Source organism: Agromyces sp. NPDC056523 (assembly GCF_042794545.1).
Classification (GTDB): Bacteria; Actinomycetota; Actinomycetes; order Actinomycetales; family Microbacteriaceae; genus Agromyces.
Genome location: NZ_JBHTTM010000004.1, coordinates 368,433 through 386,390, shown reverse-complemented (window position 1 = coordinate 386,390; position 17,958 = coordinate 368,433). Strand labels below are relative to the sequence as shown.

General features: G+C 70.7%; 17 protein-coding genes. 8 read left to right on the top strand and 9 right to left on the bottom strand.

The features are described 5' to 3' along the window. Positions 1–45 precede the first annotated feature (45 nt). Positions 46–363 carry a YciI family protein gene (locus ACFQ58_RS15200; protein WP_376951998.1) on the top strand — a complete coding sequence of 106 codons (318 nt, stop codon included), beginning with the start codon at positions 46–48 and terminating at the stop codon, positions 361–363. 63 nt (positions 364–426) lie between these two features. Beyond that, on the top strand, positions 427–933 hold the full coding sequence (locus tag ACFQ58_RS15195; RefSeq protein ID WP_376951997.1) for a DUF2231 domain-containing protein: 507 nt from the start codon (positions 427–429) through the stop codon (positions 931–933). 44 nt (positions 934–977) lie between these two features. Here ACFQ58_RS15195 and tal read toward each other — a convergent pair whose 3' ends face one another. The 3 genes from tal to ACFQ58_RS15180 all read right to left on the bottom strand — a co-directional run bounded on the left by tal (position 978) and on the right by ACFQ58_RS15180 (position 4,570). Continuing rightward, a complete protein-coding gene (gene tal / locus ACFQ58_RS15190; protein ID WP_376951996.1) occupies positions 978–2,090 on the bottom strand; it encodes a transaldolase in 1,113 nt (370 codons plus the stop codon). An 88-nt stretch (positions 2,091–2,178) separates the two neighbouring features. Further along, positions 2,179–3,237 (bottom strand): zinc-dependent alcohol dehydrogenase family protein, encoded by a 1,059-nt coding sequence (locus ACFQ58_RS15185; RefSeq protein ID WP_376951995.1) that lies wholly within the window; start codon positions 3,235–3,237, stop codon positions 2,179–2,181. A gap of 25 nt (positions 3,238–3,262) precedes the next feature. Then, the gene (locus ACFQ58_RS15180) at positions 3,263–4,570 is read right to left on the bottom strand and encodes a multidrug effflux MFS transporter (protein ID WP_376951994.1); all 1,308 of its coding nucleotides are present in this window, start codon (positions 4,568–4,570) and stop codon (positions 3,263–3,265) included. A gap of 101 nt (positions 4,571–4,671) precedes the next feature. On the opposite strand from ACFQ58_RS15180, the gene ACFQ58_RS15175 reads away from it, so the two are divergent. Further along, entirely contained in the window at positions 4,672–5,544 is an 873-nt protein-coding gene (locus ACFQ58_RS15175; protein ID WP_376951993.1) for a helix-turn-helix transcriptional regulator, read from the top strand. Here ACFQ58_RS15175 and ACFQ58_RS15170 read toward each other — a convergent pair. Further along, positions 5,454–6,002, bottom strand: coding sequence for a hypothetical protein (locus ACFQ58_RS15170; protein ID WP_376951992.1), 549 nt, complete (start codon positions 6,000–6,002; stop codon positions 5,454–5,456). The genes ACFQ58_RS15175 and ACFQ58_RS15170 overlap by 91 nt on opposite strands. Before the next feature lie 175 nt (positions 6,003–6,177). On the opposite strand from ACFQ58_RS15170, the gene ACFQ58_RS15165 reads away from it, so the two are divergent. Further along, a complete protein-coding gene (locus ACFQ58_RS15165) occupies positions 6,178–8,193 on the top strand; it encodes an FG-GAP-like repeat-containing protein (protein ID WP_376951991.1) in 2,016 nt (671 codons plus the stop codon). A gap of 172 nt (positions 8,194–8,365) precedes the next feature. On the opposite strand, the gene ACFQ58_RS15160 is transcribed toward ACFQ58_RS15165, so the two are convergent. Next, complete coding sequence (locus ACFQ58_RS15160; RefSeq protein ID WP_376951990.1) at positions 8,366–8,653, bottom strand: HesB/IscA family protein; 288 nt, start codon at positions 8,651–8,653, stop codon at positions 8,366–8,368. A gap of 199 nt (positions 8,654–8,852) precedes the next feature. Between ACFQ58_RS15160 and ACFQ58_RS15155 the strand changes: the two genes are divergently transcribed. Next, a complete protein-coding gene (locus tag ACFQ58_RS15155) occupies positions 8,853–10,706 on the top strand; it encodes a DEAD/DEAH box helicase (protein ID WP_376951989.1) in 1,854 nt (617 codons plus the stop codon). 151 nt (positions 10,707–10,857) lie between these two features. On the opposite strand, the gene ACFQ58_RS15150 is transcribed toward ACFQ58_RS15155, so the two are convergent. From ACFQ58_RS15150 to ACFQ58_RS15135, 4 genes are all read right to left on the bottom strand, one after another. Further along, the gene (locus ACFQ58_RS15150) at positions 10,858–11,427 is read right to left on the bottom strand and encodes a GIY-YIG nuclease family protein (RefSeq protein WP_376951988.1); all 570 of its coding nucleotides are present in this window, start codon (positions 11,425–11,427) and stop codon (positions 10,858–10,860) included. A gap of 81 nt (positions 11,428–11,508) precedes the next feature. Next, the gene (locus ACFQ58_RS15145; protein ID WP_376951987.1) at positions 11,509–12,141 is read right to left on the bottom strand and encodes an alpha/beta hydrolase; all 633 of its coding nucleotides are present in this window, start codon (positions 12,139–12,141) and stop codon (positions 11,509–11,511) included. Next, positions 12,138–13,040, bottom strand: a complete 903-nt coding sequence (locus ACFQ58_RS15140) for a VOC family protein (protein WP_376951986.1) — start codon at positions 13,038–13,040, stop codon at positions 12,138–12,140. Before ACFQ58_RS15140 ends, ACFQ58_RS15145 begins: the two co-directional genes overlap by 4 nt. A 78-nt stretch (positions 13,041–13,118) precedes the next feature. Beyond that, positions 13,119–14,135 (bottom strand): LacI family DNA-binding transcriptional regulator, encoded by a 1,017-nt coding sequence (locus tag ACFQ58_RS15135; RefSeq protein WP_376951985.1) that lies wholly within the window; start codon positions 14,133–14,135, stop codon positions 13,119–13,121. 82 nt (positions 14,136–14,217) lie between these two features. On the opposite strand from ACFQ58_RS15135, the gene ACFQ58_RS15130 reads away from it, so the two are divergent. From ACFQ58_RS15130 to ACFQ58_RS15120, 3 genes are read left to right on the top strand one after another with little or no spacing between them, the layout of a single operon-like run. After that, entirely contained in the window at positions 14,218–15,801 is a 1,584-nt protein-coding gene (locus tag ACFQ58_RS15130) for a sugar ABC transporter ATP-binding protein (protein ID WP_376951984.1), read from the top strand. Next, positions 15,798–16,838, top strand: coding sequence for an ABC transporter permease (locus ACFQ58_RS15125; RefSeq protein WP_376951983.1), 1,041 nt, complete (start codon positions 15,798–15,800; stop codon positions 16,836–16,838). Before ACFQ58_RS15130 ends, ACFQ58_RS15125 begins: the two co-directional genes overlap by 4 nt. Further along, on the top strand, positions 16,835–17,911 hold the full coding sequence (locus ACFQ58_RS15120) for an ABC transporter permease (RefSeq protein WP_376951982.1): 1,077 nt from the start codon (positions 16,835–16,837) through the stop codon (positions 17,909–17,911). The genes ACFQ58_RS15125 and ACFQ58_RS15120 overlap by 4 nt, the downstream gene beginning before the upstream one ends. Positions 17,912–17,958 lie beyond the last annotated feature (47 nt).

Genomic DNA, 17,958 nt, shown 5'->3' with positions numbered 1-17,958 from the left:
ACCGCGCGGCAGTAGGCTGGCTGGCCCGCCCTCGAGGAGTCGCCGATGCCACAGGATGTCCGCTTCGTCATCTTCCACACGCCCGGACCCGCGTGGCTCATGGGCAAGGACATGTTCGAGCAGCCCGGCGTGCGCGCCCATGTCGCGCACTACCGGCAGTGGCTCGAGTCCGACCGACTGCTGCTCGGTGGGCCGCACCTCGATGCCGGAAGCGGCGGCATGATGATCCCCGTCGCGGGGATTCCGGAGGACGAGGTGCGCCAGATCGCCGCCGCCGACCCTGCCGTGCACGACGGCACGCTCATCGCCGAGGTTCGCCCGTGGCTCATCGGCATGAGGGGCGAAGCGGGAGGGTGGCGCTAGCACCCCGGCGACCGTTCGGCAATGCGCTCGACGGGGTGCGGTGAGTCCGCGCATCTTGGAGCCATGACGCAGGACAGGCCACTCCACCGCGCCAAGCAGCCCCGGAGCTTCCTCGCGGGACCGTACGGCCATCCGTTCCACCCGATCATGGTGACGATCCCGATCGGCACCTGGATCGCGAGCGTCGTGTTCGACATCGTGGGCTTCACGGTGGACGAGCCCGAGCCGTACGTCGCCGGGGCGCGGCTCCTCATCCTCATCGGAATCGTGGGCGCGATCATCGCCGCAGCGCTGGGCCTCATGGATCTCTCGCAGATCCAGTCGGGGACCCGGGCCCGGCGCACGGCGTTGATCCACATGTCGCTCAACCTGCTCGTGACGGCGCTGTTCGCGATCAGCCTGATCGTGCGGCTGAACGCGTCCGACGAGGAGGTCAGCATCACGGGATTCGTGTTGAGCGTCGTCGGAGTGCTCGTGCTGTCGGTGTCGGGCTACCTCGGCGGCATGCTCGCGTACCGGTACGGCGTCCGCGTCGCGGATGAGGCGACGCAGGTCTCCGAGGGATTCTGACGGCAGCGCACGCCGCGGCGACGCCCATCGCGCCGCGGCGTGGCTCAGCGCGCCGCGTCCAACGCCGCGCGGACCGTGTCGAGCAACTGGTTCCACGACACCGTGAACTTCTCGACGCCCTCGCGCTCGAGCACCGCGGTCACGTCGTCGTAGTCGACGCCGACGCGTGCGAGTGCCTCGAGCACGGCACGGGCCTCGTCGTACGAGCCGGTGACCGTGTCGCCGCGGATCTCGCCGTGGTCGAACGTCGCCTCGAGGGTCTTCTCGGGCATGGTGTTCACGACGCCGGGAGCGACGAGCTCGGTCACGTAGAGCGTGTCGGGCAGCGACGGATCCTTCACCCCGGTCGACGCCCAGAGCGGGCGCTGGCGGTTGGCGCCGGCGTCGAGCAGCGCGGTCGCCCGCTCGCCGCCGAACACCGTATCGTACAGCTGATAGGCGAGTCGCGCGTTCGCGATGCCCGCCTTGCCCTTGAGCGCGAGCGCCTCGTCGGTGCCGATCGACGCGAGTCGCGAGTCGATCTCGGTGTCGACCGGCGAGACGAAGAACGACGCCACCGAGTGGATGGTCGAGAGGTCGATGCCCGCGGCTTTCGCCTGCTCGAGACCCGTCAGGTACGCCTCCATCACGCCGAGGTAGCGGTCGAGGCTGAAGATGAGCGTGACGTTCACGCTGATGCCCGCGGCCGTGGCCGCCGTGATCGCATCCAGGCCCTCGACGGTGGCCGGAATCTTGATCATGGCGTTCGGGCGGTCGACCTTCTCCCAGAGCGCATGCGCCTCGGCGATGGTTCCGTCGGTGTCGTGGGCCACGCCGGGCTCCACCTCGATCGAGACGCGCCCGTCGACGCCGTTCGTCCGGTCGTAGACCTGGCGGAGGTGGTCGGCCGCCTCGCGCACGTCGTGCGTCGTGATCTCGAACACGGCGCGTTCGACGTCGGCGCCGTCGGCGGCCAGGTCGTGCAGGGCCTCGCGGTACGACTCGCCGTCGGCGAAGGCCGTCGCGAAGATCGTCGGGTTGGTCGTCACGCCGACGACGTCGCGTTCGGCGATGAGTCGCTCGAGTTCGCCCGTCGTGATCCGCTCGCGCGACAGGTCGTCGAGCCAGATGCTGACGCCGGCCTGCGACAGCGCGGCCGTCGGTGTGTTCGTGCTCATGGCCCCAGTCTCGTCCGTTTCCGGACGAGCGGCGAGGGAGTGCCCGGCCTGATCGCGCACGGCGACCGACCGGGCACACCATCGAGCCTCACTCGGAGTCGCGTGCGTCCTGGTCCGCAGCTCCGTCCGTCGTCAGCAGCACTTTGACCGCGCGCCGCTCGTCCATGGCGCGGTAGCCCTCCGCCGCCTGGTCCAGCGGCAGGGTGAGGTCGAAGACCTCGCCGGGGTCGATCTCGTCGCGCATGATGAGGTCGACGAGCTCGGGCAGGAACCGCCGTACGGGCGCAGGCCCGCCGTGCAGGTGGGCACCCGAGAAGAACAGCTCGAGGCCGGGCAGGGCGACGTCGTGCGAGACGCCCACGTAGCCGACGTGTCCGCCGGCGCGCGTCGAGCGGACGGCCTGCATCATCGACTCCTGCGTGCCGACGGCCTCGATCACCGAGTGGGCGCCGAGCCCGTCGGTGAGCTCCTTGACCTTCTCCGCACCGGCGTCGCCGCGCTCCTCGACGATGTCGGTCGCGCCGAACGTCCGGGCGAGCGCCTGGCGGTCGGCGTGCCGGCTGAACGCGATGATGCGCTCCGCGCCGAGGCGCTTCGCGGCGAGGATGCCCAGGAGGCCGACCGCTCCGTCGCCGACGACCGCGACGGTCTTGCCCGGGCCGACCTCGGCGGCGACGGCCGCGAACCATCCGGTGCCGAGCACGTCGGAGGCGGCGAGGAGGCCGCGTTCCTGCTTCGGCGTCGGCCGCGTAGCCGTGGCCACGAGGGTGCCGTCCGCGTGGGGGACGCGGAGGAACTCGGCCTGGGTGCCGAGCCCGCCCATCGGGACCGCGTGGACGCAGTGCGACTGGTAGCCGGCGCGGCAGATCTCGCAGGTGTTGTCCGACGCGAAGAACGAGCCGACGACGAAGTCGCCGACCTTCACGGTCGAGACGTCATCGCCGACCTCCTCGACCACGCCGACGTACTCGTGCCCCATCGGGGCGGGCCATCCGTAGTCGTCCTGACCGCGATAGGGCCAGAGGTCCGAACCGCAGATGCAGGCGGAGGTGACGCGGATGATCGCGTCGGTGGGCTCGACGATGGTCGGCCGCTCGCGCTCCTCGACGCGGACGTCGCCGGGGCCGTACATGATGACACCACGCATGGAGGTGCTCCTTCTCTTTCGGGGGTTATCGTCCTGCGGCCGTCGACAGCGCGCCGTCGGCAGACGGGTCTGGGTCGAGTGGGGCCGAAGCCCCGTCGGTTCCGGGCAGGGCCGCGGCGGGCGCGCGACGCGCGGCCAGCAGTGCGACGGATGCCGCGGCGAGCGCGATCCCGGCGACGGTGACGATGCCGAGCGGCAGCATGGTGCCGGCCCCGGCGAGGCCGACGAGCGGTGCGGCGAATCCGCCGAACGCGAAGCGCGCCATCCCCAGCAGGGATGCGGCGGTGCCCGCGATCTGCGGGAAGCCGGCCAGTGCGATCGTGGTCGTCGGCGGAGTGGTGACCGCGACGCCACTCACCATCGTGAGCAGGGAGACGATCACGACGGCGACCGGCAGTGCGAGGAGTGCGCTCGCGAGGAGCCCCGCGGCGCCGAGCGCGCACATCACGAGGCCGGCCACGAGCGTGCCGTGGAGGCTCCAGCGTTCCGAGGCGCGCGCGGCGAGCCATCCGAAGACCATGAAGCCCGCCGAGTTGAGCCCGAACGCGAGTGCGTACTGCTGGGGCGTGAGTCCGTAGATGCCCTGCAGCACATAGGTGGCGCCGGCGAGGTACGCGAACAGGGCCGCGCTGACGAACCCGCTCACCAGCACCGCGCCCACGAAGCGCCGGTCGGACAGCAGCGTTCGGTAGGCCGCGGCCATGTGCGCGAATCCGCCCGTGGTGCGGTGATCGCTGGGCAGCGTCTCGCTGAAGCGCAGGGCGACGACCAGCAGGATGGCGCCGCCGACGGCCGCGAGGAAGACGAACAGGCCGCGCCAGTCCGTGACCGTCGCGAGCAGCCCGCCCGCGAGAGGGCCGACGATCGCCGCCAGGCCGCTGAGCACGGTCACGCGACCGAAGTAGCGGATCAGGGCGCCGCCCGAGTAGAGGTCCCGCCCGGCCGCCTGCGCGATCACGAGTCCGACGCCGCCGGCGACGCCCTGCACGAGGCGCGCGACGATCAGCAGCTCGACACTGGGCGCGATCGCGCACCAGGCCGAGGCGGCCACATAGGCGACGACGCCGATGAGGAGCGGGCGACGTCGGCCGAAGCGGTCGGAGAGCGGACCGGCGACGAGCTGCCCGAGCGCGAGTCCGATGAGGCACGCAGTCACGGTCAGCTGCGCCGTCGCCGTGGCGGCGTCGAGCTCGAGCGTGAGTGCGGGGAGCAGCGGCAGGTAGAGGTCCATCGAGATCGGACCGAACACCGTCAGCAGGAGCAGCACGGCCGGGAGGAGCCGCCCGCCCGGCTGCGTCGCAGCGTGGGTGGGTGCAGAACCGGTGGTGGACATGACAGCCAGTGAACCGTCGCGCGAGCCCGCGGGGGAGTTCCTGTCGAGAGGTGTACCCGCAGGGCACCCCTGGCGCGCGGGCCGCGACCTACCCTGTGAGCATGGACAACCGAGCCGAGGTGCGTGAGTTCCTCATGTCGCGCCGCGCCAAGCTCACGCCCGAGCAGGCGGGCCTGCCGGGTGGCCCGAATCGACGCGTCGCCGGACTCCGGCGGACCGAGGTGGCGGTGCTCGCCGGCGTGAGCGTCGAGTACTACGCCAAGCTCGAGCGCGGCGCGATCGCGGGCGCCTCATCCGCGGTGCTCGACGCGATCGCGAACGCGCTGCGACTGGATGACACGGAGCGGGCGCATCTCCTCGACCTCGCCCGCGCGGCCGACGGCATCCCCACCTCCGGGCGCCCGCGTCGGCGCACACCCCGGCAGGCGCCGTCCCGGCCGAGCCTGCAGTGGGCGTTGGAGTCGATCACCGGCGGCATCGCGTTCGTGCGCAACCAGTATCAGGACCTGCTCGCGACCAACGAGCTCGGCCGCGCGTTCTACTCGCCACTGATCGGCGAGGGCGGCCGGACGCCGAACCTCGCCCGCTTCCAGTTCCTCGACCCCGCATCGCGCGACTTCTACCCCGACTGGGAGCTCTTCGCCGGGATGTGCGTCGCCATCATGCGGGCCGAGGCGGGCCGCAACCCGCACGATCGCGCCATGCAGGACCTCGTCGGCGAGCTGTCGACGCAGAGCGAGACGTTCCGTCGCCTCTGGGGTGCACACGACGTGCGCACGCACGGCACGGGCACCAAGCGGTTCCGGCATCCGGTCGTCGGCGAGTTGACCTTCGCCTACGAGGAACTGCAGCTCACCGCCGAGCCGGGGCTCGTGATGCTGATCTACACCGCCGAGCCGGGATCGCCGTCGGCCGAGCGGCTCGCACTCCTCGCGTCCTGGGGCGCCGAGCGGCCGGCGACCACGGGCGCCTGAGACGGGGCGGATGCCGCCGGCAGGAGTTCGCGGGCCGTGACGACGACGAGCGCGACGAGCAGCGCCAGCACGGCGACATCCGCCGCGATGTAGGCGTAGTGCGCCCAATCGGTGCCGGGCGCCTCGGCCCCGGCGAGCACGAGATCGCTGCGGCGATTGAGCACCGGCCGGATGATGGCGACCTCGACGAGGTAGACGACCCAGAGGGCACCGAGCAGCACGAGCGGAGTGCGCCCGGCCCGCGGGCGACGCAGGCTCGCGATGGTGAGCACGGCGAGCGCGACACCCGTCAGGATGTTCAGCGCCGTGAACACGAGCCGGCCGATGCCGAGGCCGAGCGGGATGGTGATGCCCGGCGCCTGGAACTTCAGCGGCGCCTCGAGGAACGAGATCGCCACGATCGCGCCGATGAGGAACGTCGGCAGCAGCAGGCGCAGGGCGAAGGTCGTGCGGTGCATGACTTCTACAATACGTAGAACTCAGGTCAGCCGCCGCCGATCCAGCATGGTTAGCACTCTGACATCCCGCCAGAAGTGATCTATTGTCACCTCTTTGGGGAATGTCGACGGGGGCCCGGTTTTCGATACATTGCGCGCGAGTGCCCCCTGAAGTATCGGCGGTTCGAAGATGAACATGTCCAACCCCACCCCACGCAAGACCTGGATCGCGCGCTTCGGCCTCGCAGCAGTCGCCGTCGTCGCCCTCGGGTTCGTCGGAGTCTCGCCGGCGGCGGCCGACGTCGAGATCGAGCCCTTCAACCCGCCCAGCTATCCGATGGGGTCGCAGCCCTTCTTCCTGCAGGCTGCCGACTTCAACGGCGACGGCTATGACGACCTGGTCGCGACCGATTCGCCGTTCGACCGGGTGGCCGTGCTGCTCAACGAGGGGGACGCGAGCTTCAGCGCGACAGCGCTGTATCCCGCCGGGGACGATCCGGGCCAGATGGACGTCGGCGACCTCAACGGCGACGACCTCCCCGATCTCGCGCTGATCAACGGCGACATCAACAGCATCTCGGTGCTGCTCAACGTCAACGGCGGGTTCCCGACGTTCACCACCTACCCGATGGGCGACATCCCGAGCTCGATCTCGATCGGCGACGTCAACGACGACGGTGCTCCCGACATCGCCGTCGCCAACATCAACGACGGGGTCATGTTCGTGATGCACAACGATGGCGCCGGCGGCTTCACCGTGGGGCAGACACTGGTGGTGGGCGAACCGGGTGACCTGCGCTCGCTGAAGGTCGCGGACATCAACGAGGACGGGCACGGCGACATCGCGGTAACCCGGTCGGGTGTGGGCGAGATCGCCCTGCTGTTCGGCGACGGGAGCGGTACCTTCGCGTTCGTCACCCCGTACGTGACCGGGAGCAACCCGTCGAAGATCGACCTGCGCGACATGAACGGCGACGGCCACCTCGACCTCTTCATCTACAAGTCCATCGGCGCCGGGCACACACGGGAGATTCGCACCGGCGTGGGGAACGGCACCTTCACGGACTGGTCGCTCGAGGGCTTCGGTCCCTTCCTCACCTCGTCGGCGTTCGCCGACATCGACGACGACGGCGACGTGGACATCGTGTCCTCGCTGCAATGGACCAGCGACCCGAACTCGATCATCGCCGAGATCAACGAGGGGAACGGCGAGTTCGACAGCGAGCACCTCATTACCACGGGCAATCTCCAGTGGGTCGCGATCGGCAGGTTCGGCACGGATGACACACCCGGGCTCGCTGCCGCCAACAGGGAGATCGGGACGCTGGACCTCTGGAGCATCGTGCCGGAACCCGACGAGTTCCCTCCGTCGTTGCAGCTCTTTGTCGACTCGGCTGACGCCGTCGCGCTCACCGGCTGGTACAACGCGGAGTCGTCAGGTACCGATGGGGTGAAGGTCGACGTGTTCGCGCAGGACACCATGGGGGTGAGGAACATCACCTGCACCTCCAACGGCGTCGAGGTGCTCAACCTCGCCGTGTCGGCGGAGACCTACCATGCGGTCGTCACCCTCGGCGACGGGAACCACGCGCTTTCCTGCACCGCGTCGGACCGCTTCAACACGAGCGAACCGGAAACGATGGGTCTGCCGGTCGACCAGACCGCGCCGACGATCAACGGATCCGTGTCGCCGGATCCGGTCCCGGTGGGCGGGACGGCCATCGCCACCGCCGGCGCGTCGGATGCCACATCAGGCGTGGCGACGTCCGGATGCTCCGCCCCGTCGACCGGCACGCTGGGCGTCAAGACCCTGAGCTGCACGGCGACCGACGTCGCAGGCAACGAGGCCCAGGGAACCGTCGAGTACCGGGTCGGATTCGCGTTCGGCGGGTTCCAGGAACCGATCCCGCAGATGTCGTACCGCGCAGGATCGACGGTCCCCGTGAAGTTCACGCTCCGAGATCACACCGGCGCGCTCATCTCCGACGCCGACGCCCAGGCGCTCGTCGCGGCCTGCCTGGTCCGGGTCACCCTCGACGGCGTCCTGCAGCCGGGGTGCGCGACGTACAGCGCGCGCTCGGATCAGTTCTCGTACAACGTGAAGATCCCGAAGGGGATGACCGGGCAGCACGTGGTGGCCTTGGCCGTCAGCGCGCCGAACGGCTCGGGGATCGTCAACAGCAACAGCGTGACCATCACCGTGAGGCGTTGACCGCGGTGGGGGTCACCCCAGTCTCGCTGAGCCACGCCGCCTGGCGCGGCATCCTGCTGGAAAGCCTCGCCCCCCGGACGGGCCGGCGCCCCGAGCCGAAGCCCGGGGCACCGCATGTCCGTCCAGCAGGCGACGACCCGAGACACGTCACCGAGCCGCCGTCTCGGGCTGGTCAGATGCGCTGGGGGAGCACGTCGAATGCGACGCGTCCGTCCTCATCCACTCGGGCATCCAGCGTCTTGTCATCGAGCGCCTGTGCGGCCTCCTCGGCGAGGTAGACGCGCGCCCCCGCCTGCTCGACGATCGCGTCGCGCTCCTCCGGCGCCGGGGCGATGTCCACGGCGAACTGCGTCCCCGTGTCTCCCTCGGCATCGATGCGGAGGCCGGACCCGGCAGGCGCGCCGCTGCGGTCGACGATCTCCTTGACGGCGAGGCTCGCCGCGTCGGTGAGTGTCAGCATCTCTCCTCCTTCAGTCGAGTGCGGTCACGAGCCATCCACCCTTCACGACGATCGCGTTCGCTCCCACCCCGTTGCGATATCCGGGCGGATGGCGCACACTTGGCGCCCCTCGGACCGCCGGCGCCCGCCCGAACCGCCGGTCCCGGCGCGGGATAACGCCGTCCCGACGGCCTCCCAGCCGCGGGGTCTACCCTGAAATGTGACTTCCGCCGATGCTCCCGTCGAGGCCGAGGCTCCTGTCGAGCCCGCTCAGACGACGTTCGCCGACCTCGGGCTCGACGGCCCGGTCCTCAAGGCGCTCGACGACGTCGGCTACGAGACGCCGTCCGCGATCCAGGCCGCGACCATCCCGACGCTGCTCGGAGGGCGCGACGTCGTCGGCCTCGCGCAGACCGGCACCGGCAAGACCGCGGCGTTCGCGCTGCCGATCCTCGCGCGGCTCGACGTGTCGCAGAAGACCCCGCAGGCGCTCGTGCTCGCCCCGACGCGCGAGCTCGCGCTGCAGGTCTGCGAGGCGTTCGAGCGATACGCCGCTCACCTGAAGAACGTGCACATCCTGCCCGTCTACGGCGGTCAGGGCTACGGGGTGCAGCTCTCGGCCCTGCGCCGCGGCGTCCACATCATCGTCGGCACGCCGGGCCGCATCATGGACCACCTCGACAAGGGCACGCTCGACCTCTCGGAGCTCAAGTACCTCGTGCTCGACGAGGCCGACGAGATGCTCAAGATGGGCTTCGCCGAGGACGTCGAGACGATCCTCGCAGACACCCCCGACACCAAGCAGGTCGCGTTGTTCTCGGCGACCATGCCGGCCTCGATCCGCCGGATGTCGCAGCAGTACCTGCACGACCCCGAAGAAATCACGGTCAAGACCAAGACACAGACCTCCGCGAACATCACGCAGCGCTACCTCGTCGTGTCGTACCAGCAGAAGGTCGACGCGCTCACGCGTATCCTCGAGGTCGAGAACTTCGAGGGCATGATCATCTTCGTCCGCACCAAGAACGTCACGGAAGAACTCGCCGAGAAGCTGCGTGCGCGCGGCTACGAGGCCGCGGCGATCAACGGCGACATCGCGCAGGCCCAGCGCGAGCGCACGGTCGACCAGTTGAAGTCGGGCAAGCTCGACATCCTGGTGGCGACGGATGTCGCGGCCCGCGGCCTCGACGTCGAGCGCATCAGCCACGTCGTCAACTTCGACATCCCGACCGACAGCGAGCCGTACGTGCACCGCATCGGCCGCACCGGGCGCGCCGGTCGCACGGGTGACGCGATCAGCTTCGTGACGCCGCGCGAGCGCAGCCTGCTGAACCGCATCGAGAAGGCGACGAAGCAGCCCATGACGCAGATGCAGCTGCCGAGCGTCGACGAGGTCAACGTCACGCGCCTCGCCCGGTTCGACGACCGGATCTCGGCCGCACTGGGCCAGGCCGACCGCATCGACGGATTCCGCGACATCATCGCGCACTACGTGCGGCACCACGACGTGCCCGAGACGGATGTCGCGGCCGCGCTCGCCGTGGTCGCGCAGGGGGAGTCGCCGCTCCTGCTCGAGCCCGAGCCCGAGCGCCCGGTGCGCGAGCGGTTCGATCGCGACCGCCCGGAGCGCGGGGATCGCGGCGAGCGCGGCGAGCGCCCGGACCGGCGTCCCCGGCCGACCAAGCCCATGGCGCAGTACCGGATCGCGGTGGGCAAGCGGCAGCGCGTGCAGCCGCGACAGATCGTCGGCGCGCTCGCGAACGAGGGCGGCCTGCAGCGCGACGACTTCGGCGCCATCCAGATCAAGTCGGACTTCTCACTCGTCGAGCTGCCCGCCGACCTGCCCGCCGACGTGTTCGACCGACTGGCCGGCACGCGGATCTCGGGCCAGCTCATCGAGCTGCGGCCCGACTCGGGTCGCCCGCGCCGGCGCTCGTGGGACGACGACGATCGCCGCCCCGCACGCCGCCCGCGCGAGTACGGCGACGACCGCGGGGCGCGCCGCCGCGACGACGACCGCAGTCCGCGCGACGACGACAAGCCGTACCGCAAGCCGCGTCACCCCAAGAGCTGACGCGCACGTCGCTCCGCGCCGCTCCCGCGGCGACGGGGAGTCGAGAGTAGGCCGATCGACGGAATGGGCGCGTCTTCGGCGCGGTTCGGCATACTCTCGTCGATCGAGCCGAGCCGAGCAGGGCCGGGCCGAGACGGTCGGCGAGGGTGCGTCAGGCGCGGCGGGCGAGCTCCTCGCTGCGCCAGCGCTCGTAGCGGTCCCACGGATCCTCGACGCCCGCGGCGAGTTCGGCGATGTGGCGGATGAGCGGGTCGTCGAGGCGGAACCACTCGGACCCCGGCCACCGCGACGCGGCGAACTCGGCGTGCCGGCGCTGCTCGAGCGCGCGACCCCCGCGTTCGAACGCGAGCACCTCGTCGTGCGGGATCACCGCGAGGCGCTGCCGCGGCCTGGACGACGTGCCGATCTTGACCCGCTCCCGGTAGCGCACGTAGTAGACGACGTCGACGCGCGGGGGTGCGACCTCGGCGTCGGGCACGTCGCCGAGCCGCCACTCGCACACCGCGCACACCCAGCCCGAGGGGTAGCGCACGCCGACCCTCGATCCGCACACGAGGCACGCGCCGGGCAGCACGTCGGTCACGCCCTCGTCGCGGGCGATCCAGTCGTACGCGACGAGCAGGTGCGTCGTGCACAACGACAGCGGCGCGCGCGGGTCGACCGGCGCCGTGCACGCGCCGTGCTCATCGACCGCGGTGCAGGCCGCGCCATCCGCTCTCACGTCGGCAGCCTACGCGCCACCCCCGACGCCCGCCGGGGAGCGGCGATGCCGCGAGCGTTGATCGATGGTCAGGGGCGCGGGCTACTGCCGCAGTGACCCGGCGAGGAACGCGCGCACGTCGGCGAGCTCGTCGGCGCTGATGCCGTGCGCGAGGCCGGGGTAGACGCGCTCGACGAGGTCGGTGTGGCGCGGGAGCCACTCGGCGGTGCGGGCGACGGCGTGCGCCGCGATCACCCGGTCCTCGGCGCCGCGACCCCAGAACGTCGGGGGCCGGGATGTCGCGAGCTGCTCGTCGGCCGGCTGCGGCGCACCGAGCACGAACCCGCCGAGCACCACCGGCGCGAGCACGCGCTCGGGCCGCGTCCGCAGGAGCTGCGTGGCCATGAGCCCGCCCTGCGAGAAGCCGATCGGCACGACGCGGGTCGCGGCATCCAGGTGCTCGTCGACCCACGCCCAGATCGCCGTGGTGGCGGCTTCGACGGGTGCGGCATCGGGGCTGCCCGGCGCCGTGATCTGGAACCACGCCGACCCGGGCCCGGCGGGAAGCGGCGCGCGGAGCGACGCCCACGGAAGGGCGAGGTCGAGGGCAGGCATGAGCCCTGCGAGGTCGCGCTCGTTCGAGCCGAACCCGTGCAGCAGCAGTGCGACTGCGGGCGGCGCCGATGCGACGGCGCCCGGACGGAGCTCGCCGGAGCGGAGGTCGACGAGGGTCATCGCGCGAGCAGCTCGTCGGTCGAGAGGTCGGGGAGCGCCACCGTGACCTGCGTGCCCCACGGGTCGCTCACGACCACCGAGCGGCCGTCGTCGGCGAACCGGAGGCTGCGCCCATGCAGGCGGGCCACGAGGGCGTCGAGGTCGTCACGACCCGGCACGGTCACCGACACGTCGCCGAGGCCGAGGCTCGCGGCGCGGGGTCCGGCGCCGCGGCTGTTCCAGATGTTCATGGCGATGTGGTGGTGGTACCCGCCGGCGGAGGCGAACACGGCGCCCGGGTAGCCGGTCTGGGTCGCCTCGAAGCCGAGTGCGTCGACGTAGAAGGAGCGCGCGGTCGCGATGTCGCCGACCTGCAGGTGGACGTGCCCGACCTTGCCCGCGAGCGACGGACCGGCCTCGATGGCCGCCTCCGTGAGGTTGGTGCGCAGGTACTCGTTCGGGTCCAGGTACTCGGTCGCCATGCGGATCTGCTCGCCGTCGTGGATCCAGGTGCTGCGATCGCGGTCGGTGTAGAGCTCGACGCCGTTGCCCTCGGGGTCGGTGAAGTAGAACGCCTCGCTCACGAGGTGGTCGCTCGAGCCGACGAACCGGCTGCGGGGGTCCTGCGCCGCGCGGAGGACGGTCGCCGCGAGGCTCTGCTTGTCGTCGAAGAGGAACGCGGTGTGGAACAGGCCCGACTGGCGCGGGTCGACGCCCGGCAGGTCGGGCGTGTGGATGAGGCGCACGAGAGGAGTCGCGCCACGGCCGAGCACGCGGTGGACCTCGCGGCCCCGGCTCTGCTCCTCGAGCGGCTCCATCGCGAAGGCGTTCGCGTAGTAGGTCGACATGCCCTCGAGGTCGCCGACGCGGAGGGTCACCGCGCCCATCGACGTCGAGGGGTTGAGGATGCGCTCGTCCATCAGGAACTCCAGCCATTACTTGTAGCGACAACTATACCTGATGGATGCAACGGACGCACCCCGGTGCGCATTCCCGCGTCAGCGACGCGGATCGGTGCTCGCCCGCACGATGAGCTCGGGCTGGAACACGGTCTGCCGCGGGATCAGCTCGGGGTCTGCGGTCTCCTCGAGCAGGATCCGCAGCGCCGTCCGGCCGATCATGCGGCTCGGCTGCCGCATCGACGACAGGGGGACGGCCGCCGCCGCCGCGAACGCGTTGTCGTCGAAGCCGATCAGCGCGATCTCGTCGGGCACGAGCAGCCGTCCGTCGACGACGAGCGCCTGCAGCAGGCCGAGCGCGAGCAGGTCGTTCGCGGCGAAGATCGCGTCGGGCCATGCGGAGCGAGGTCGCGCGATGATGCGGGCGCCGGCGGCCGCGCCATCCGCCACCGTCAGCGCGTCGGTCGCGACGACCTCGAGGTCGACGTGCTCACCGGCGTTCTCGGCGGCCGCCCGCGCGCCCGCGAGGCGGTCGGTGACCTGGCGGATGTCGAACGGGCCGCCGACGAACGCGATCCGGCGACGGCCGGTCGCGATGAGGTGGTCGACCGCCATCCGGCCGCCGACCACGCTGTCGACCGACACGGAGCTGAACCGCCCGTCGCCGCTGAAGCGATCGACCAGGACCGCCGGGATGCCGCGGGCGCGCAGTCGCTCGAGCCGCGGGTTGATGTCGCCGTACGGCGAGATGAGCACGCCCCGCACCTGCTGCTCCTCGAACAGGTCGAGGTACATGCGCTCGCGCTTCGGGTCCTCGTCGGTGTTGCCGTAGAGGATCGCGATGCCGTGGCTGGACGCCTCGTCTTCTGCCCCACGGACGACGTCGCCGAAGAACGGGTTCTGCCCGTCGAGCACCACGAAGCCGACCGTGGTGCTCACCCCCGCCCGGAGCTTCCGGGCCGCGTCGTTGCGCACGTAGCCCAGCGTCTCGATCGCCTCGTGCACACGCCGGATCGACTCGGCCGACACCTCGCCGGGGCGATTGAGCACGTTGGACACCGTGCCCACCGACACGCCCGCGTGCTGGGCGACGTCGCGAATGCTCGCCGGGGCCATCGCGCTCCTTCTCCATCGAATCCGTCAGCCGGTGTCATCCGTCCGGGCTCGACTTGACCGCCGCGGATGTCCTCCATAGAGTATGCCTGAATCGAGCCTGAATCGATTCATAAGTTTTCACCTCAAGGAGGAGGACGTGCCCGTGGACCAGAGCCCCACGACGCCCGCACCCCCGGTGCTCGAGCTGTCCAAGGTCGTGAAGTCGTTCGGCGCCGTCGTCGCCCTCCGCTCCGGCACCATCACGCTGCAGCAGGGATCCATCCACGCGTTGATCGGCGAGAACGGCGCGGGCAAGTCGACCCTCGTCAAGATCATCGCGGGCCTGTACCGACGCGACGCGGGCACGTTCCTGCTGCGCGGCGAGGAGGTCGACTTCCACAGCACCGCGGCATCCAAGGCCGCCGGCATCGCGGTGATCTACCAGGAGCCCACGCTCTTCCCCGACCTGTCGGTGACCGAGAACATCTTCATGGGCCGCCAGCCGGTCAACCGCTTCGGCCGCATCGACCGCAAGGCCATGCGCGCCGAGGCGAAGGAGATCTTCGCCCGCCTCGGCGTCTCGATCGACCCCGACCGCATCACCGAGGGCCTCTCGATCGCCGACCAGCAGATCATCGAGATCGCCAAAGCCATCTCGCTCGACGCGCGCGTGCTGATCATGGATGAGCCGACCGCCGCGCTCTCGGGCGTCGAGGTCGAGCGGCTGTTCGCGGTCGCGCGCAGCCTCCGCGACGAGGGCCGCGCGCTCATGTTCATCTCGCACCGCTTCGACGAGGTGTTCGCGCTGTGCGACACCGTCACGGTCATGCGCGACGGCAGCTACATCGCCACCGAGTCCATCGCCGAGACCAGCGTCGACGAGCTCGTCCGGCAGATGGTGGGGCGGGATGTCGCGGAGCTGTTCCCGAAGCTGCCTGCCGAGATCGGCGACGACGTGCTGGTCGTCGAGGGACTCACGCGGACGGGCGTGTTCCACGACATCAGCTTCACGGTGCGCGCCGGCGAGATCGTCGGCCTCGCGGGCCTCGTGGGTGCCGGCCGCAGCGAGGTCGCACGCGCGATCTTCGGCGTCGACCCGTACGAATCGGGCTCGGTGCGGCTCGGAGACCAGCCTCTGCCGAAGGGCAACCCGCGGGTCGCGATGGCGCGCGGACTCGCGCTGGTCCCCGAGGACCGGCGCAAGCAGGGCCTCGTGCTCGACGAGTCCGTCTCGCGCAACGTCACCCTCGCCATCCGCAACTCGCTCGCCAAGGGCGGACTGATCACCAATCGCGCCGAGAACGCCGCGGCCGAGGTCTGGGCCAGCCGCCTCGAGGTCAAGACCGCCGCCCTCGACGCCGAGACCGGCACGCTGTCGGGCGGGAACCAGCAGAAGGTCGTGCTCGGCAAGTGGCTCGCGACCGAGCCGAAGGTGCTCATCGTCGACGAGCCGACCCGCGGCATCGACGTCGGGACGAAGGCCGAGGTGCACCGGCTGCTCTCCGAGCTCGCCCAGCAGGGCCTGGCCATCCTCATGATCAGCTCCGAGCTGCCCGAGGTGCTCGGCATGGCCGACCGCGTGCTGGTCATGCGCGAGGGATGGCTCACCGGCGAGTTCCCGCGCTCCGAAGCCACCCCCGAGTCCGTGATGTTCGCGGCCACCGCCGAGAAGGAGGACGCGAAGTGACCGCGACCGCCGCCCCGCCCACGCCCTCCGCGCCGTCACCGGCCACGCGCGTCGTCTCGAGCCTGTTCAAGGCGCGCGAGACCGGCATCGTCATCGCGTTGCTCGCGGTCATCGTCGTCGCGACGATCGTCAATCCGAACTTCCTGTTCTCGGCCGACGGATTCCGGGACCTGCTGCTCACCCCGTCCCTGCTCCTGCTCGTCGCGGTGGGCCAGGCGGTCGTCATCATCACGCGCAACGTCGACCTCTCGGTCGGCTCGGTGCTCGGCCTGACGGCCTACCTCACGGGGCGCCTCTTCATCGACGTGCCCGGCATCCCGCTCATCGCGGTGTTCCTCGCGGGCGTCGCGTTCGGCGCCATCCTGGGCCTCATCAACGGCGCGCTCGTGGCGTTCGCGAAGGTGCCGGCCCTGGTGATCACGCTCGGCACGCTCTACATCTACCGCGGCATCAACGTCGCGTGGACCGGCAGCGACCGGATCAACGCGTCCGACCTGCCGGCCGACTTCCGGGGGCTCGGCACCGGGCAGATCCTGTACATCCCGATCCTCACGATCATCGCGGTCGTGGTGCTCGTGATCGCCGCGTGGGTGCTGCGGAACCTCCGCAGCGGCCGCGAGTTCTACGCGATCGGCTCGGACCCCGCCGCCGCGCACCTCTACGGACTGCGGGTCACGCGTCGCATCCTCACCGCCTTCCTCGTGAGCGGCGCGCTCGCCGGCCTGGCGGGTGTGCTCTACGCCGCCCGCTACGGCACGGTCAGCTCGCAGGCCGGCATCGGCTGGGAACTGCAGGCAATCGGCGCGGCGGTCATCGGCGGCGTGGCCATCTCGGGCGGCGTCGGCACGGTGTGGGGCGCCGCGGTGGGCGCCTACCTGCTGCTCACCATCAACCGCGCACTGCCGATCGTCGGCATCCCGGACTTCTGGCAGCGGGCGGTGGTCGGCGCCCTCATCATCGGCGCCATCGTGCTCGACCGGGTCCTCGCGCTCCGACAATCCCGCAAGCTGCTCGAGATCAGGGAGGAAGGCCGATGACCGCGACCGCCCCCGCACCCGCGCCCGGCACCCGGACCGCACGCACGTACAAGCCGTACGCGAGCCCGCTCTGGCGGCGCGTGCTGCTCAACCGCGAGGCCGCGGTCATCGCGCTGCTGCTCATCGTGATCGCCGTCGCGACCGCGGTCGTGCCGAACTTCGACAGCCCGCTCACGACGACCTACCTGCTCCGGGATGTCGCGCCGATCCTGCTGATCGCGCTGCCGATGACGCTGATCATCATCACCGAGGAGATCGACCTCTCCGTCGCGAGCATCGTCGGCCTCACGAGCGTGATCACCGGCATCCTCACGCAGGCCGGGTGGCCGCTGCCCGTCGCCGCGATCACCGCGATCCTCGTCGGAACGGTCTGCGGCGTGATCAACGGCGCCCTCATCACGGCGGTGGGGCTGCCCTCCCTGGCCGTCACGATCGGCACGCTCGCGCTGTTCCGCGGTATCGCGGTCGGCCTGCTCGGCACCACGGCGGTCACGGACTTCCCCGAGTTCTGGACCGACCTGGCCAAGGACAACATCCCCGGCACGCCGATCCCCGGCATCATGATCCCGTTCGTCGTGCTCGCCATCGCGTTCGCCGTGCTGCTGCACTTCACGCCGTTCGGTCGCTCGCTCTACGCGATCGGCCTGAACAAGGAGGCCGCGGCCTTCTCAGGCGTCGACGTCGGTCGCGCGAAGTTCCTGCTGTTCGTGCTCAGCGGCACCGTCTCGGGTTTCGCGGGCGTGTACTTCACCCTGCTCTACGGCAGCGCGCGCGGCGACAACGCCACCGGCATGGAGCTCGCGGTCATCGCCGCGGTACTCCTCGGCGGCGTGTCGATCTTCGGCGGACGCGGAGCGCTGCACGGCGTCATCGCCGGTGTGCTGCTGATCGGCATCCTCGGCAGCGCACTCCGGCTCGCCGGTGTCACCAGCGACATCATCAACATCATCACGGGCGTGCTGCTCGTGCTGTCGGTGGTGTCCTCGAGCCTCCTCGCCTGGCTCCGCCGTCGGCGGATCTCGGCGATCGGGAAGAAGAAGGGACGCAGTGCGGCAGCACCACCGTCGTCCTGACCCTTCACCTGTCATCACAGTCCGGTCCCCGGCACCACGGAAGGAAA

What these genes read in the sequence shown, in the direction of transcription:
- ACFQ58_RS15200 (WP_376951998.1), top strand. Translation starts at nt 46, where the DNA reads ATGCCACAGGATGTCCGCTTCGTCATCTTCCACACGCCCGGACCCGCG.
- ACFQ58_RS15120 (WP_376951982.1), top strand. Translation starts at nt 16,835, where the DNA reads ATGACCGCGACCGCCCCCGCACCCGCGCCCGGCACCCGGACCGCACGC.
- ACFQ58_RS15135 (WP_376951985.1), bottom strand. Translation starts at nt 14,135, where the DNA reads ATGGCCCCGGCGAGCATTCGCGACGTCGCCCAGCACGCGGGCGTGTCG.
- ACFQ58_RS15145 (WP_376951987.1), bottom strand. Translation starts at nt 12,141, where the DNA reads ATGACCCTCGTCGACCTCCGCTCCGGCGAGCTCCGTCCGGGCGCCGTC.
- tal (WP_376951996.1), bottom strand. Translation starts at nt 2,090, where the DNA reads ATGAGCACGAACACACCGACGGCCGCGCTGTCGCAGGCCGGCGTCAGC.
- ACFQ58_RS15160 (WP_376951990.1), bottom strand. Translation starts at nt 8,653, where the DNA reads ATGCTGACACTCACCGACGCGGCGAGCCTCGCCGTCAAGGAGATCGTC.
- ACFQ58_RS15170 (WP_376951992.1), bottom strand. Translation starts at nt 6,002, where the DNA reads ATGCACCGCACGACCTTCGCCCTGCGCCTGCTGCTGCCGACGTTCCTC.
- ACFQ58_RS15185 (WP_376951995.1), bottom strand. Translation starts at nt 3,237, where the DNA reads ATGCGTGGTGTCATCATGTACGGCCCCGGCGACGTCCGCGTCGAGGAG.
- ACFQ58_RS15140 (WP_376951986.1), bottom strand. Translation starts at nt 13,040, where the DNA reads ATGGACGAGCGCATCCTCAACCCCTCGACGTCGATGGGCGCGGTGACC.
- ACFQ58_RS15180 (WP_376951994.1), bottom strand. Translation starts at nt 4,570, where the DNA reads ATGTCCACCACCGGTTCTGCACCCACCCACGCTGCGACGCAGCCGGGC.
- ACFQ58_RS15175 (WP_376951993.1), top strand. Translation starts at nt 4,672, where the DNA reads ATGGACAACCGAGCCGAGGTGCGTGAGTTCCTCATGTCGCGCCGCGCC.
- ACFQ58_RS15165 (WP_376951991.1), top strand. Translation starts at nt 6,178, where the DNA reads ATGTCCAACCCCACCCCACGCAAGACCTGGATCGCGCGCTTCGGCCTC.
- ACFQ58_RS15130 (WP_376951984.1), top strand. Translation starts at nt 14,218, where the DNA reads ATGCCTGAATCGAGCCTGAATCGATTCATAAGTTTTCACCTCAAGGAG.
- ACFQ58_RS15195 (WP_376951997.1), top strand. Translation starts at nt 427, where the DNA reads ATGACGCAGGACAGGCCACTCCACCGCGCCAAGCAGCCCCGGAGCTTC.